Genomic DNA, 14,854 nt, shown 5'->3' on the forward strand with positions numbered 1-14,854 from the left:
GGTCGTCAGGGGCCAGCACCGCCCTCCACCTCGTCGGGGCGGCCCTGCTTCTGGAACTGGACCGAATCAGAGCGGTCCCTGACCCGGTCTGTGCGCGTGTAGAGCTCACGAAGCTGGGTGTTGAAGGCCACCACCAGCACCGCGACCACCTCTAAGGGACGTCTCGTAACTGGGTGAAGGCGTTGCCCTGGGCCGGGCCGGTGGTCAGCCGACGAGGATGATGTTGTGGAGGTTGGCGATGCCGGAAGCGGCGTCGGCCAATGTGTGGCCGGCGCGGCGGTAGTCGCGCAGGATCTTCCAGTTCTTCATCCTGGCCAGGGCGTATTCTACCCCTGCTCGAACGGTGCGGTGCTCGACGTTGAGGGCTTCCTTCCAGTCCGGCAGCGAGCTGCCGTCGGAGGGCTTGCGGTACGGCACGATCACCTCCGGGTTGCCCCGGTAGCCGCCGTCGGCCATCACCGGCCGCCCGTCCAACGTCTCGGCGATGCCCGAGGTGCGGTAGACGATCGTGTCGTTGCGGTTGCCCGGCTGCGGGTCGCCGACGGCGATGACCAGGCGGGTGCTGGCGTCGATGGCGACCTGCAGGTTCGTCGAGGACCGGTAGTTCTTGCTCCGGGCGGCCAGTCGGTGATCGCGGGTCGGGACCAGAGTCCCGTCGACGATCGCGATTTGCTCGACCGGCCGCTTGCGCACCGGCGCCAGGGCCAACAGCGGCGCGAGGGTGTCGATGACCCGATGCGCCGCGGAGTGCGACACCCCGAACAGCGGACCGATCTGGCGCATCGTCAGGTTCGTTCGCCAGTACGCGGCGACGAGCAACACCCGATCGGCGAGGTCAAGAGCCCACTGCCGGCCCGGCCGGCCATCAGCGATGCCCTCACCGCCACGCTCGGCGATCAGCCGGACTAGCTTGCGGAACTGAGCGGGCTGCAACCCGGTGAACGGAAAGATCCACTCCGAGCGAGCTGCCGTGATCACCTGCACCCCGGCATCCTGCCCGGCTATCCTCAATAGACAGACGCCAGGGTTACGAGGCATCCCTTACCAAGACCACGATCCAAGGGGACTCCGGTGCGGACCGGAGCTCAGATGAAGACGGTTGCGACTGCCGCAGCGATCGCTACCGTTCCGCCAGCGGCCGAACCGCCCACGAGGATCGCCCGGGCTGTCCGGCGACTGTCGAGCCATGACAGCAGGCCAGCTCCAGTGCCGATGAGGAACGCGACGATGACGATGACGAGAATCCACAGGGCGACGATCGGTTGCGAGATCACTGCGAGAACCTTCCTTGGCGAATGGTCGAGGCACTGTGCTCCGACGCCGACTACATTCACACGCCGGTTCTGCCGTGGTCAGGCCGTGCGATGACCGATCCGCCCGCACCGAAGCCTCACCCGTCGAGCCTGTGACCTCGAGCGCTCCGACTCTGCCCGTATCTCTAGCCCCTATCAGGACTTCTTGTGCGGGCGGATCGGTCACGATATTTTGCGCTTGGTCGCTGTCATCAGCAGATGTGGAAAACCATGGGCACGCGAGACCTCGGGCGACAGCAGCAGCGAGCAACGAAGCTACGGCGCCACGCCGAGCGATACCGCGCTGCTCGGCTGGCGCTGCACCAAGTTCACAGCGAGGGCAAAAGAAGCGGATCACGCTTCTTGATCCGACGCAGCTTCGTTCAACGCCGCACAAACGCAGAGACCGTCCAGGACGCGAAATTTTCACCTGCGTCAGCCTGGATCACCCAGAAGGGCTCGGCGCTGCCGCTTTACCTCATCGCCCTCTTTGAAGCGCAGACGCGCAGCACGGTCGGCAGCGAGATACGTAATACCAGACCGCTCTACACCACTAATGAGCAGCGCGGATGGGTGGATTTGCTGCCTGCGGCAACCGTCACCGCCGACACCACGGCCGGCATGCGACGACAACTGACCAGAGCACTGACCCAGCTGGTCCACTATCACCTGGTCGAACTCAGAGGCCGGGCCGGCATACGCAACCGATATGAAGGCTTCCAGCTACGTAACGAAGCCGGCACAGCCTTCAACGCTTGGCGCTCGGGGGAATGGACACCGGGCCGCTACACGATCCCCGCAGCAGACGACACCGATGTGGATGACCCCTTCGGTGCGCCGGCTGCCAAGGACGGTCAGACAGAGGCGCTACGGTTGCCCGCGTTCTTCTTCCTCAACGGCTGGGTACACGTCCTGTCAGCGGCTGAGATCGTGACCTACCTGATGATCCGCGACCTGGAAACGCGATACCCGCGGGCTTCTCAACGGGGCGTCTTCGTCACCGATCCCAACCGCCTCGGCTGGTACGGCATCAGCCGCGACGTCTACGAAAGCCACCGCCAGCTCGCCGCCTTCGGCCTCATCGAAAGCCTTCCCGACCCCAACCGCCGAACTGACGGATCGATCTCGCGGCGGCCCGGCGGCGGAACTCACCTGCAGCCACTACGTTTCCGCAGTGTAAGCAAGGGGCTCGAACAACCGGCGCTCAGAAAGGTCATCGCCGCACTGAACCGCGCCGGACAGCCATAACGCCCCTGTCGGGGGAGTGCGAGCAGGTCAGGTCGGTAACGTTCGGGTGCATCCAGAGGGCGTCCGGCCGACCAGGTACGACACCAGTGGTCAGTCAGCGATCGGACCGACGAGCGTGACAACGCGGCGGGCTGGGTCCAGTTCGGTCGGTACCTCGACGACGGGCTGGAACCCTGTGCACCGGTCGTTGCGGGACAGCATCGAGAGCGCACCGTCGCGTGAGGTTCCTCTGACGGTTGCGCTGACCGAAGAAGGGCTGCCACAGATTCGGTCAGCACCCATGCCGTGAGGCGGGCGCGACACGGTGGTAGGGCTAGCGGGGGCGGTCAGACCTGGCGGCGTTCGGTGTGGGACCCCATTTACCCCCCGAAAACCCCGCCGGATCGTTGACGAAGGGTGACAAGGGATGATGAGCGCCTGACGGTGTCTCCGCAGCTCAGCGACCACTTTCGGCAATCAATGACAAGCTTGTTTCGATTACTGTTGGTAACAAGGGGTCGTCGGTTCGAATCCGGCCGTCCCGACTGGTATTCACCAGCGGATACAGAAGATCATGTGTGATCTGGCGGTAACGGAGATCGCTTAACGTGGGCTGCATCCCTCGATCCCGTTACCTCGGAGGTGCAGCCTCATGGCTGTCTACAACTACCGCCTCGCCAACGGCCAGACCCGCTGGTTCTTCATCATCGACCTCCCGCCCGATGCGAACGGGCGGCGCCATCAGCACAAGCGGCAGGGGTTCCCCAATCAGGCCGCTGCCCTCAAGGCTGAGGAAGACGCACGCGCTGCCTACGGTAGAGCGGACCTCGGCGCCGACGGTAGCGTCGCTGCCGAGTTGGAGAGCTGGCTCAACGAGCGCGAACCGGATGTCCAGGAGACGACGCTCGGCAACTATCGGGACATCATGCGCTGCTACGTGGTTCCGCACATCGGTGCGCGGCAGCTCTACGCCCTCGACAAGCGAGTGATCCACGAGCTGTACAAGAAGCTGCTGAAGGGTGGCGGTAAGAACGGCGGCCCGCTGTCGTCGACCACCGTCCGGATCGTGCACCGGGTCATGATGAAAGCGTTGAGCGACCTCGGGGTCAACGTCGATGGTGTGCGGCAACCTCGGCAGGCCGAGCGGGAGACGATGGGCCGCAAGGGTGTGTGGACGCCGGCGCAGTCGGCGAAGTTCCTCAAGTACCACGCCGATCACCGGCTACGTGCCGCCTGGGTGCTGGCGATTGTCGTTGGCACCCGGCGTGGGGAGTTGGCCGGTCTGAAGTGGCCCCGCGTGGATCTGGATCGCGGAGTGCTGCTGTTGCACTGGCAGCGCACCACGACCAGCAATGGGGTGGTCGAGAAGTCACCCAAGGGCAGAGGCAAGCGGGCGGTAGCGCTCGGGCCAGCCCTGGCTGCCCGGCACGCCGGACGAACTGCCAGAAGCCCCGGCCGAACCGATGCCGGACGACGGCGGGAACGCCGGTGGCGTGCGCGAGCCGGCATAGATCCGTCCGTGAACGAGCGCGACACCAGCCCGACGTGCCGCCCGTCGCCCGCAGCCGTCCGCGATGGCGCGGTTGCAGAAGGCGTGGAGGCCGTCCTGCGCCTGGTCTTCCCGCCGGGCGCGAGCGCCGTCATCAGGCACTCCCGAGCCCTGATCGGACACCGGCGTGGCCCCGCCGCTGGAGGGAGGCGGGGCCACGCCGGGGATCTGGGACGGCCGACGGAATGCGCGCCAGCTACTGCGTGCGGTCGCGATGACCAGTGGCGGCCGTGACGATCGGCTCCTGTCCGTTGCGTGACGGCAGGGCCTGACGAAGGCGTTAGCGTCGCGCAGTGGAGGAACTCTTCGCTGCCAGGGAACGCGGCGGCTCCACCCACCACGACTGCCGCCGCGTGTCAGGCCGCATCGTCGACGATGGCGCGAAGGCGACTCGCCAGGCGGGCGGCCCGAACATTCCCCGACATGATCCGGGCTTGTTGAACGGGGTGGCCGTGCGCGGCGGCGAGACCGGCCACGTGCCGGGCCACCGCGGTGCCGACTCGAGGGCCCTGCCATGCGTCGGCGATCAACAGAGCGATCTCGGGCGGTCCGCAGTCCTGCAGCAACAGGTGGGCGAGACCGATCAGCCCTGGTAGCGGGCCCTGCGGCTCTCGGCGGAGCATTCCCAGCGGTGCAGATGGTTGGCCGCCTCGAAATCGGTGAGGGTGGCTCGGCGAAGGTGCAGTCGTAGTCCGGCAGTTGTCAGCACGCCATGCAGAACGGTGGGACCCGGAGCATGCGGGACCGGTTCTGCGACATGGGCGACAGGCTGACCCAGGTCACCGAGTTCTGCCCACGATCCCAGGACACGCAGAGGTGGGACCCGGGGGCTTCGGCAGGGGCGAAACGGCAACAGGGCGACCCGAACGGGTCGCCCTGCGCGCGCTGGCTGTTAGGTCAGAACCATGACCCGAGGATGAGTCGACCTCCTACCGACGGATCGAGGCTGAATGCGCCGGAGGTGTACCAGTTGGTGGGTGCGATGGTGCCGTTGAGGAAGACTTTGTAGGTGAAGGTCCCGTCGCTGTTCTGGTAGGCCATGACGGTGTCGTCGATGCCGTCACGGTTGACGTCCCCGGCCGCGACTCTGTCTCCGACGTTGGCCAGGTCGAGGGAGTAGTACGTGGCCGTGCTGGGGCCGGTGAAGGATGAGCCGTTGGAGAACCAGCGGTAGAGGACGACAGTGGATGAGCCGACATCGCGAACCAGGAGGGGTTCAGCCCTGCCGTCGCCGTTGAAGTCTCCGACGATGAGCCGACCTCCTACCGACGGATCGAGGTCGAACGGTCCGGGAGTGGTGTGCCAGTCGACAGGAGCGATGGTGCCGTTGAGGAAGACTTTGAACGAGAACTTGCCGTCGCTGTGTTGGTAGGCCATGACGGTGTCGTCCTTGCCGTCGCCGTTGACGTCACCGGCTGCGACTCTGTCTCCGACGTTGGCCAGGTTGAGCGAATAGTACGTGGCCGTGCTCGGGCCGGTGAAAGAGCTGCCGTTGGAACCCCAGCGGTAGAGCACGATCGTGGATGAGCCAACATCGCGAACCAGGAGGGGTTCGGCCCTGCCGTCGCCAATGAAGTCTCCGACGATGAGCCGGTTTCCTACGGATGGCTCGAGATCGAATGGCCCGGGGGTGGTGTGCCAGTTGGTGGGTGCGATGGTGCCGTTGAGGAGGACTTTGAACGAGAACTTGCCGTCGCTGTTCTGGTGGGCCATGACGGTGTCGTCCTTGCCGTCGAGGTTGACGTCACCCGCCGCGACTCGGCCATTCACGTTGGCCATGTCGAGGGGGGAGTACGTAGCGGTGGAGCGGCCGGTGAAGGACGCTCCGGTGGAGCGCCAGCGGTGAAGGACGGTCGTTGGTGAACCCATGTCGCGAACCAGAAGTGGGCTTTCCGGAGCACTGCCGTCAGTCCACCAGGTCGTTTGCCGCTGTGCTCCGGCCCAACTGAAGCTGAAGTGGATGTGGTTGGTGTGGCAGTCGTTCGGAGTGCCGTCGCAACTGTACGGCTGCCACCCCGATGACGCCTCGTACGATTTCCACTGTTGCCGGTTCCAGATGATGTACATCAGTCCCAGCCTGCGGGCCATGGCGTGCCTGTTGCCGTAGCGGTCCGTAGCGAGTAGCCAGTTGAGCAGGTCGGTGGCATCGGCCCGATCTCCGGTGTCGTTGTAGTCGAAGCCGTAGTCCAGCGCTCTGCCTTCCTTGTGCTCACTGGTGCCACCGTCGCTGCAGCTGCGACTGATTCCCCAGGCCTCGCTTCCGTACGTATCGACAAGCATGTCCTTGAAATCGACGACGCCGGGCTTGGCTGTCGGGTCGCATGTGTCCTGTCCGTCATAGACGGCATAGGGATCGATCGTGGGCCCGAAAAAGGGTGTCGACGGGCTAGCTGACGCGGGCGCGCTGGTGACGGTGGAGAGGAGCGCGGCAGTCAAGGCGACGGCGAGCATGCCGGTAGCGATGCGTCGGAAAGTGTTCTGTTTCAAGAGCAGTACCTTCCTTTCGTGAGCGGGGTAATCGGGCAGTCAACAACGATTCCGCCATGAGCGATCGTTCAGAAATCAATCCTTGCGATTCACCTCGATCCCCGTGTCGAGTCCGTCTCCACATGAGGACGGGTGCCGTCCTTCACGTTCCAAGCGATGTCACGACCATGCCAGGCGCAGAAGCCGTCACACCGAAACCTGGACGTCCATGGACGCCCAACCTCGGGGCGTCGGCCCTCGAACACTGCCTCACCTGGGACTGGTTGCGCGACTGGCATTTATCGGCATGCGACAGGCGGAGACGTCGTCCGATCTCGCCACCGCATGAACCCATCCGGGTCCTCCGTGCGATCTTCGGCGCGGGCAGGTCCCGGGTAAACCATCCTGCCGCCGCACCGCGTCCCGCGAGCTCGCCTCTGCCGCGACAGGGCACTGCCGTCGGGTAACCCCGTGTCGATGATGTGCTCCGGCCACAAACGTCACGCCGTGGTGAATGGTCGACAGAAACCTAGGCCCCGCAAGGATTCGTGGACGAGGCTTGCATTCGTGACTGACGATGAGACTGTGCCGCGTGACCTTGCTGCGATGCGTACTCAGCAGGATCTCCTGGACGAACTGAACCGGCTGCGTATCACCGCCGCTCGCCATCGTGGCAAGGTACGTCTTTCGTTGCAGGATCTCGAGGTGGTCAGCGGCGTACCGAAGAGCAGTCTGGCGAACTATCTGACCGGACGGACGGTGATGCCGGCCGACGTGCTGGATCGCCTGGTGGTCGCCCTGGGGGTCGACCCAGCACAGGTACGCCCGTGGGCTGAGGCGTGGGAGCGGATCACGGATGCCAGGCTGCAAGCGGGCGCCCAGAACGTGCGGGGTCGTCATGGAGACGCGACCACCGGCACCCGGCGTGATCCCTCGACGGCAACGGGAGGCGTCGGCGGCGACACGAACGGGCGGGATGAGGGTTTGACCGCCGCGGCGCTGCGCGAGATCACCGCTCTTCAGGGCGTGGCGGCCACGGCGGTCGGCTTCGGTCGCGATCAGCACGCGGAGTTTGTCGCCGGTCTGGAGGGTCTGGCCAAGGACCTGGCGGAGTTCGGTCTCATGGTCGGCGATGTACGCGCAATCACCACTCGGCTGCAACGTGACCTCCATCAGCAGGCTGCCGATCGCCGTGATGACCGCGACCACCACCTCCGGCACGCCGCGCAGTTGCGGCTGATCCGGGATGGGCTGCAGGTCATCGAGCAGCGGACCCGCCCTCAGCAGAACACTGATCGCGTCTGCGACGGGGATCAGGCCCCGTACCGTGGTCTGTGGCCCTTCCAGGAGGACCAGGCGGGCGTGTTCTACGGGCGGGAGCGCCTGACCGCCGAGCTGACCGGGCGAGTGGAGCAACGACTGTCCGGTGTCGGGATGCTCGTGGTGACAGGTGCCTCCGGTGCGGGAAAGTCCTCCCTCGTACGTGCCGGACTGCTGCCCGCGATCGCCCGGGGTCAGCTGGCCTTACCGGGCTCGACGGACTGGCCCCGTCTGGTCGTCACGCCCGGCGCTGCGGCGATCGACGAACTGGTGACCCAGGTGGCCACGCTCGCCGGGGTGGACGCCGCGTCGCTTCGCTCTACGATCGGGCAACGGCCGACGGAGGCGCGGCTACTGGCCCGACAGGCGGTGCTTGCGCACGCGGCCCGATTGCCGGTCGAGCGCCGGGAGGCATGCCGGGCAGGTGGCCGGCTCGTGCTGGTCGTGGACCAGTTCGAAGAGCTGTTCACGCTCACCGACGACCCAGACGACGCGCAGGCGTGCCGGCAGGTGTACATCGATGCCCTGGTCGCCATTGCCACGGCGGACTCCGCGACCGGCCAACCACCCGGTCTGGTACTGCTGGCCGTCCGTGGTGATTTCCTCGACCGGTGCGCCGTGTATCCCGACCTGGTTCCGGTGTTGCAGGACGGCCAGTTCGTGGTCGGGCCGATGAGCATGCCGGAGTTGCGACGTGCGATCACCGGTCCGGCCGTGGCGTGCGGAGTTCAGATCGAGGACGGTCTGCCCGAGGAGATCCTGGCGGAGTTGCGCACCCTGCCCGACGCCGCTCAGTTTTCCACCGGAGCATTGCCACTGCTGTCCCAGACCATGCTGCTGACCTGGCAACGAGGTGAGTCCAATCGGCTCACTCGCCGCGACTACGGCGCCACCGGGGGAGTGAGTGAGGTCATCGCGACAAGTGCGGAAGACGCATTCAGCCGTCTGACCGAACCGGAGCGGGACATCGCTCGGCGGCTGTTGGAGCGAATGATTACGGTGGGTGCCGACGGGTCGCCGGCCCGACGACAGCTTGCCCGCGCGGACCTGTTCGTCGACGTAGGCGACGCACAGCACCGTGGGCGGGTGGAGGCAGTACTCGACGCCTTCACGGCGAAGCGGCTCGTCGTCACCAACGACGAGTCGATCGAAATCGCCCACGACGTGGTGTTGCTCGCCTGGCCGCGGTTGCGCGAGTGGCTGGAGGGCGATCGCAACGAGCGGCTCATCCACGCCCAGCTCCGACAGGATGCGGCCACCTGGCAGGAACGCGACCACGATGCCTCATTCCTCTATCGCGGGGCCCAACTCGCCATGGTGCACAGTGCCGCCGCCGATTGGAGCGGTGGTAACGGCCCGCACCTTGCCCTGACTCTGGCGGAGCAGGACTTCCTCGCCGCCAGCGACCGCCAGGCAAGACGGAGCAGCAGGATTCGGCATTCCATCACAGCCGGCCTGGTCACTCTCGCCCTGGCTGCCTGCATCGGAGCTGTCGCCTCGGTCACCTACGGTGTGAACGCCGACCGTCAACGCGCTGTTGCACTGTCCCGCCAGCTCGCGGCGCAGAGTCAGAGCATCCGCCAGGACGATCCGGTGACAGCCCGGCGACTCGCCTTGTCGGCGTGGGCCGTCGCTCCGACGGACGAGGCTCGCAGCAGCATGAGCTCACTCATCACCGAGCAGAGATCCGCCCTCATCGGTCACGTCTCGCCGGTCTATTCCGTGGTGTTCAGCCCTGATGGCAGGCAGGTAGCCGCAGGCGGGCGCGACGGCACGATTCGACTGTGGGACGTCGCCACACGCCGTCCCGTTGGCGCACCACTGACTGGTCACCGGGAGCGGATCTACGCCATGGCGTTCAGTCCAGATGGAAGATTTCTGGCCACCGCCGCAGGTTTTCAGGGCGACACCAAGTTGTGGAACCTCGCCACCGGTGATGTAGCTGATATTCCTCCAGGCGCTCCCGACGGGGGACGGATCACCACGATGTCGTTCAGCCGGGACGGCAGGCTTCTGGCGACCACCAGCAGTTCCCGGAGCCAACTTTGGGACGTGTCCACCGGTCGCTTCCGTTGGGTGTCAATGGAAGAGTCGGCGTACGTCGCGATGATGTTCGGCTCTGACGGAAGATTGTTGGCCGTTCCGCGCGGCGGTGGAAAACTCCTTGTCTCGGTCCGAGACCGCACGAAGGAGCCGCGTGATGAGATCGTTACGCGCTCGGATGAGGAATACCAATCAGCATGGTTCAGCCCAAGAGGCGACCGCCTCGCCGTTGTTGCTGGCGAAGGCCACGTGCAACTGTGGGACTTGCTGAAGAAAGAGCGTATCGGCGAGCCGTTCAGCTCTCAGGGAAACCAGTACCCTCTGATAGCACTGAGTTCGGATGGCAAACTCCTGGTGACAACCGCCAGCGGCAACTCGGCGCAACTGTGGGACACCACCACCCGGGCTCCTGTGGATGGTTCCCTGTCGGGCCATACGGACACCATCAGGGCGGCAGCGTTCAGCCCCGACGGTGCGCTCTTGGCGACAGCAAGCGATGATGAGACCGTGCGGTTGTGGAACCCCGCCACCCTCGATCCAGCCGCTGGCCCGCTGACCAACACCTCGCACGGTGTCAGATCCCTGGGCTTCAGCCTTGACGGGAAGCTTCTAAGCGTTGATCTGGGCAAGGAGGCGGTGCGGCTCCGGCGTCCGTTGAGCGGCGACCGCCTCCGTGGACAGCGGACCGGAGACACTAGTGACTATGAAACCGCGCTCCGCCCGGATTGGGTCCTGACGAATGAGGTAGATAGAACAGCTTTCAGCCCCGATGGTCTCCTGCTGGCCATCGTGGCAAACGAGAAAGCTCAGGTGTTCGACACCGCTACCGGAATGCGGATCGGCAAGCCTACCCAGCTGCCGCCGGGAATCGACGATTCCGTCCCGATCGCGTTCAGTCCTGATCGGAAGCTCCTGGTCGTGGCGAGGAGTAGAAGCTTGCATCTGACCTCCCTGACCGGTGCGGATCCAGCGGACATACCCTTGCCCAATCGCCTCGAGCCGATCTTGTCGGTGACATTCAGCCCTGACAGCAAACTGTTGGCGTCCTCGACAGCGGACGGGGCCGTCCAGCTGTGGGATCCGGTCACGCGCGAGGCTGTTGGTGCTCCGCTCACCGGCCATACGAACGAAGCGACCACTGTGGCGTTCGGTCCTGACGGGAAACTGCTCGCGTCCGCCGGAGCGGACGGGACGGTCCGATTGTGGAATCCGAGCACACGTCAGGCTGTTGGCGCTCCGCTCACCGGACATACGGCTGCGGTGACCGCCGTGGCGTTCAGCCCGGACGGCAGGCTGCTGGCCACTGCCGGCGACGACAGGACCGTACGGTTGTGGAACACCGCCACCCGGCGACCGGTGAGCACGCCGTTGACCGGTCACACCGCGGCGGTCGTGGCAGTTGCCTTCAGCCCTGACGGCTCAACCGTCGCCACCGCGAGCACGGACACGACGACACGGCTCTGGCACCCTGCCCACTACGTCGAACCGGTCGAATACATCTGCAGCATGGTAGGACCCCCGACCAGCACGGAATGGAAGGGATTCGCCCCGGGTGAACCTCTCCCGAGAGTGTGCCCATAGTTACTCCGGACGGCCTACCTGCTCGGCGAGATTGATCACCTTTTGCCACGGCTGGCAGTGGGCTCTCACGGCTGTCGTCTGCCGCCGCAGCGCCTTGGCCAGCGAGACGTGCACCAGGGTGCGCACCCGCACCACGGTCGTGCGGCGAGCAGCAGTGCCAGCCGCCGGTGACCAGCAGCGCGGCGGCGACTGGCCGCAGCGGCCCGTTCAGCAGGCGCCAGCTTCCTCCGGAAACGGAATCTGTGGCAGCTGTGGAATCGTCGCACTCGATGGGCTGCCCGACCACAGCGACGACATCCCGCAAGCGTGACAGCGGACGGCCGAGACCTCATCTGTCCGTGCGTCTCCCGGTCGCACACTTCGCGTCTGGTTCTGGATCTCTGAGGGAGCGTGCACCGCCGGGGACGATCACCACGTGCAGGTCGCGGGGGCCGTGAACACCCTCGACCCGGTTGAGGGTTGTCGTCGAGCAAGGGGATGAACGGTTCGGGCGTTGTTTCGCGGGTGGACCACCGCCGGCCACCGGTCGCCCCGGCCCGGCTGGTGCCAGGGCCCGCCGTTCGGCGGACCCTGGCACTCGGGAGAAGATCAGCGCAGGGTGTCGATGTCGATGACGAACCGGTACCGCACGTCCGAGGCGAGTACCCGCTCGTACGCGTCGTTGACTGCCTCGGCGCCGATGACTTCGACCTCGGGAGCGATACCGCGCTCGGCGCAGAAGTCCAGCATCTCCTGCGTCTCGGCGATGCTGCCGATGCTGGAGCCGGCGAACGAACGTCGATTGCCGAACAACGCGAAGACGGGCACCGGCAGCGGCTCCGCCGGGGCACCCACGCTAACAAGCGTGCCGTCCAGACGCAGCAGACCGAGGTAGCTGGCCATGTCGATCGGTGCGCTGACCGTGTTGATGATCAGGTCGAAGCTGTTCTTGAGCACCTCGAACGTCGCCGGGTCCTTGGTGGCGTAGTAGTGCTCGGCTCCGAAGCGCAGGCCGTCGTCCTTCTTGCCCAGCGTCTGTGACAGCGCGGTCACCTCGGCGCCCATCGCCGCGGCGATCTTGACAGCCATGTGGCCCAGACCACCCAGGCCCACCACGGCGACCTTCTTGCCGGGACCGGCGTTCCAGTGCGCCAACGGAGAGTACGTGGTGATGCCCGCGCACAGCATCGGCGCGGCCGCCTCGTACGGGATGCTTTCCGGCACCCGCAGCACGAAGTCCTCGTCCACGACGACGTGGGTCGAGTACCCGCCCTGGGTCACGGTGCCGTCCCGGTCGACGCTCGCGTAAGTCTGGGTGTTGCCCTTGAGGCAGTACTGCTCGTTTCCGGTGCGGCAGTTCTCGCACTCGCGACACGAGTTGACCATGCAGCCGACACCAGCACGTTCGCCGACCGCGTGGCGGGTGACGTCGGCGCCGACCTCGGTGATCCGGCCGACGATCTCGTGGCCGACGGTGAGCGGGTAGGGAACGCTGCCCCAGTCGCCGCGCACGGTGTGGATGTCGGAGTGGCAGATGCCGGCGTAGCGGATTTCGATGAGAACATCGCGCGGGCCCAGGTCCCGCCGTTCGATCGTGGTACGCACGAGCGGCTCGGTGGCAGAAGGCGCGGCGATGGCGTTGACGGTGAAGATGATGTCCTCCGGTGACGTGATGCTGACCTACCTGCACCTCACCACAGCCGCGGCGGCGCTGCGAGTCTCTGTCAGGGCGCGTACTGCTGGTACCCCTCAGGAGCGTCACGCGGGGCCCGGAAAAGTGCCCGACAAGGGGTGTATCAGCAGTACATCTCACCTCACCGCCGCGCGCCGTACCGTCGAAGTCGTGAACAACCGAGTCGAAGTACGCGAGTTCCTCACCACCCGCCGCGCCAAGATCACCCCGGAGCAGGCCGGCATCCCGACCTCCGGGCAGCGACGGGTGCCAGGGCTGCGGCGCAGTGAGGTCGCCGCGCTGGCCGGGATGAGCGTCGAGTACTACGCCAAACTCGAACGCGGTTAGCTGGCCGGCGTCTCCGCCGGCGTGCTGGACGCCATCGCCCGCGCACTGCAGCTGGACGACGCCGAACGGACTCACCTGCTCCGCCTCGCACACGAGGCGAACGGCAGCAACGCGCTGCTGCGGCCGAGCCGCCGACCGAAGCAGTGGGCCGCCCGGCCCAGCCTGCAATGGTCGCTCGACGGCATCACCACCCCGGCGATCCTGGTCAACAACCGGCAGGACCTGCTCGCCGCCAACCACCTCGGCCGAGCCATGCACAGCGACCTCTACTCCGACCCGGCAAACGTGCCCAACTTCGGCCGGTTCACCTTCCTCGAAAGCGCCGCGCGCCGCTTCTACCCCGACTGGAACCTCGCCGCCGACATGACCGTCGCGAACCTGCGCACTGCGGCCGGCAAGGACCCGCACGACAAGGGCCTACACGACCTGGTCGGCGAATTGTCCACCCGCAGCGACGACTTCCGCCGCCGCTGGGGTGCGCACAACGTGCGCACCCACGCCACCGGCACCAAGCAGTTCCACCACCACGTCGTCGGCGAGCTCACCCTGGCGTACGAGAGCTTGGACCTGCGTGCCGAGCCGGACCTCACCCTGACCGTCTACGCCGCCGAGCCGGCCTCACCGACAGTCCAGGCGCTGGCCCCTCTCGCCTCCTGGGCCGCCACCGCCGTCGACAGCGACAAGTCGAGCGATCTGAGGCCGTAATGCTCACCCGCCAGGCCGTGGCAGCCGTTGCAGGACGCCGTTCAGTTCCTCGGGGACAGCCGGCCCGTCTCGTCGCCCTTGGCGTCGAGGAGCACCAGGACCTCCCCGTCGAGACCGGCTCGTCTGGCCGTCGCGAGCCAGTCTCCGATCGGCGCGCTGCCGGCGCAGAGCGCCAACGTGGTTGCTCTCGCGGTGGCGAGCAGGGTGCCGCCGGCAGCGGTGATCCACCGACCGCCCTGGTCGTTGCAGCCGTCGGATCCGTGCCACCCGCCGTCTGGCGCGAACCTCACGTACGCCGCATTGTGCCCGTGTGCGGGCGACCAACGACCCACCGCCTGTCGTCGGCCTGCGGGTACGAGCGTCACCGGTAGTGCGGCGGCGGGTTTCAGGGCCCATCGCGCTTCGTCAGTGACCACCGGCGGCTCCAGCACGTCGGCGGCCTTATCCGGCTCGGGGGTCGGCGTCGCCCCGGGGATCAGCCGGGCGACCTCTTGCCCTCGCTCGTCCAGCAGTACGGGTAGCCCCGCGCCGTTGAACCGGTAGGCGGTCACGCTCCGCAGCCACCCGGGTGCTTCCTGACTAGGGCATGTCCTGTCGATCTTGTGTGGTTGATCGTTGACGATGTGTCGGTGGTACGTCGTGGTGAACTGACTGACGAGGCGTGGGCGGTGA

Annotated in this window: 13 protein-coding genes; 6 read left to right on the plus strand and 7 right to left on the minus strand. The window is 66.3% G+C overall.

Annotated elements, in window-relative coordinates; all coding sequences use genetic code 11:
• Positions 1-5 precede the first annotated feature (5 nt).
• The 3 genes from FB453_RS35220 to FB453_RS31420 all read right to left on the minus strand — a co-directional run bounded on the left by FB453_RS35220 (position 6) and on the right by FB453_RS31420 (position 1,274).
• Positions 6-140, minus strand: coding sequence for a hypothetical protein (locus tag FB453_RS35220; protein WP_486480545.1), 135 nt, complete (start codon positions 138-140; stop codon positions 6-8).
• Positions 141-204: 64 nt separating this feature from the next.
• Complete coding sequence (locus tag FB453_RS31415) at positions 205-984, minus strand: transposase family protein (protein ID WP_145796123.1); 780 nt, start codon at positions 982-984, stop codon at positions 205-207.
• A gap of 101 nt (positions 985-1,085) precedes the next feature.
• On the minus strand, positions 1,086-1,274 hold the full coding sequence (locus FB453_RS31420) for a hypothetical protein (protein WP_145796090.1): 189 nt from the start codon (positions 1,272-1,274) through the stop codon (positions 1,086-1,088).
• Between the two features lie 237 nt (positions 1,275-1,511).
• Here FB453_RS31420 and FB453_RS31425 point away from each other — a divergent pair, with 237 nt between their 5' ends.
• From FB453_RS31425 to FB453_RS31435, 3 genes are all read left to right on the plus strand, one after another.
• The gene (locus FB453_RS31425; protein WP_486480546.1) at positions 1,512-2,540 is read left to right on the plus strand and encodes a hypothetical protein; all 1,029 of its coding nucleotides are present in this window, start codon (positions 1,512-1,514) and stop codon (positions 2,538-2,540) included.
• Positions 2,541-3,171: 631 nt separating this feature from the next.
• Positions 3,172-4,302, plus strand: a complete 1,131-nt coding sequence (locus FB453_RS31430; protein WP_486480547.1) for a tyrosine-type recombinase/integrase — start codon at positions 3,172-3,174, stop codon at positions 4,300-4,302.
• Positions 4,303-4,361: 59 nt separating this feature from the next.
• Complete coding sequence (locus tag FB453_RS31435; RefSeq protein ID WP_145796092.1) at positions 4,362-4,664, plus strand: hypothetical protein; 303 nt, start codon at positions 4,362-4,364, stop codon at positions 4,662-4,664.
• 301 nt (positions 4,665-4,965) lie between these two features.
• Here the strand turns inward: FB453_RS31435 and FB453_RS35225 are convergent, their stop codons facing one another.
• Positions 4,966-6,555, minus strand: coding sequence for an FG-GAP repeat domain-containing protein (locus FB453_RS35225; protein ID WP_486480548.1), 1,590 nt, complete (start codon positions 6,553-6,555; stop codon positions 4,966-4,968).
• A 546-nt stretch (positions 6,556-7,101) separates the two neighbouring features.
• On the opposite strand from FB453_RS35225, the gene FB453_RS31445 reads away from it, so the two are divergent.
• Positions 7,102-11,478, plus strand: coding sequence for an nSTAND1 domain-containing NTPase (locus FB453_RS31445; RefSeq protein ID WP_186718681.1), 4,377 nt, complete (start codon positions 7,102-7,104; stop codon positions 11,476-11,478).
• Here the strand turns inward: FB453_RS31445 and FB453_RS35230 are convergent, their stop codons facing one another.
• Positions 11,479-11,604 (minus strand): hypothetical protein, encoded by a 126-nt coding sequence (locus FB453_RS35230; protein ID WP_486480549.1) that lies wholly within the window; start codon positions 11,602-11,604, stop codon positions 11,479-11,481.
• A gap of 462 nt (positions 11,605-12,066) precedes the next feature.
• Positions 12,067-13,110: an NAD(P)-dependent alcohol dehydrogenase gene (locus FB453_RS31450; RefSeq protein ID WP_145796097.1), complete on the minus strand. Its 1,044-nt coding sequence runs from the start codon at positions 13,108-13,110 to the stop codon at positions 12,067-12,069.
• 190 nt (positions 13,111-13,300) lie between these two features.
• Between FB453_RS31450 and FB453_RS35235 the strand changes: the two genes are divergently transcribed.
• Together FB453_RS35235 and FB453_RS31455 are read left to right on the plus strand one after the other, a co-directional pair.
• The gene (locus FB453_RS35235; protein WP_486480550.1) at positions 13,301-13,477 is read left to right on the plus strand and encodes a hypothetical protein; all 177 of its coding nucleotides are present in this window, start codon (positions 13,301-13,303) and stop codon (positions 13,475-13,477) included.
• 21 nt (positions 13,478-13,498) lie between these two features.
• A complete protein-coding gene (locus FB453_RS31455) occupies positions 13,499-14,182 on the plus strand; it encodes an MmyB family transcriptional regulator (RefSeq protein ID WP_486480551.1) in 684 nt (227 codons plus the stop codon).
• A gap of 41 nt (positions 14,183-14,223) precedes the next feature.
• Here the strand turns inward: FB453_RS31455 and FB453_RS31460 are convergent.
• A partial coding sequence (locus FB453_RS31460) for an META domain-containing protein (RefSeq protein WP_145796099.1) occupies positions 14,224-14,854 on the minus strand: 631 nt, incomplete at its 5' end.

It is taken from the genome of Micromonospora sp. CNZ322, assembly GCF_007827755.1.

Coding starts and splice junctions, on each gene's coding strand:
- FB453_RS31425 (WP_486480546.1), top strand. CDS start 1,512: ATGTGGAAAACCATGGGCACGCGAGACCTCGGGCGACAGCAGCAGCGA.
- FB453_RS31430 (WP_486480547.1), top strand. CDS start 3,172: ATGGCTGTCTACAACTACCGCCTCGCCAACGGCCAGACCCGCTGGTTC.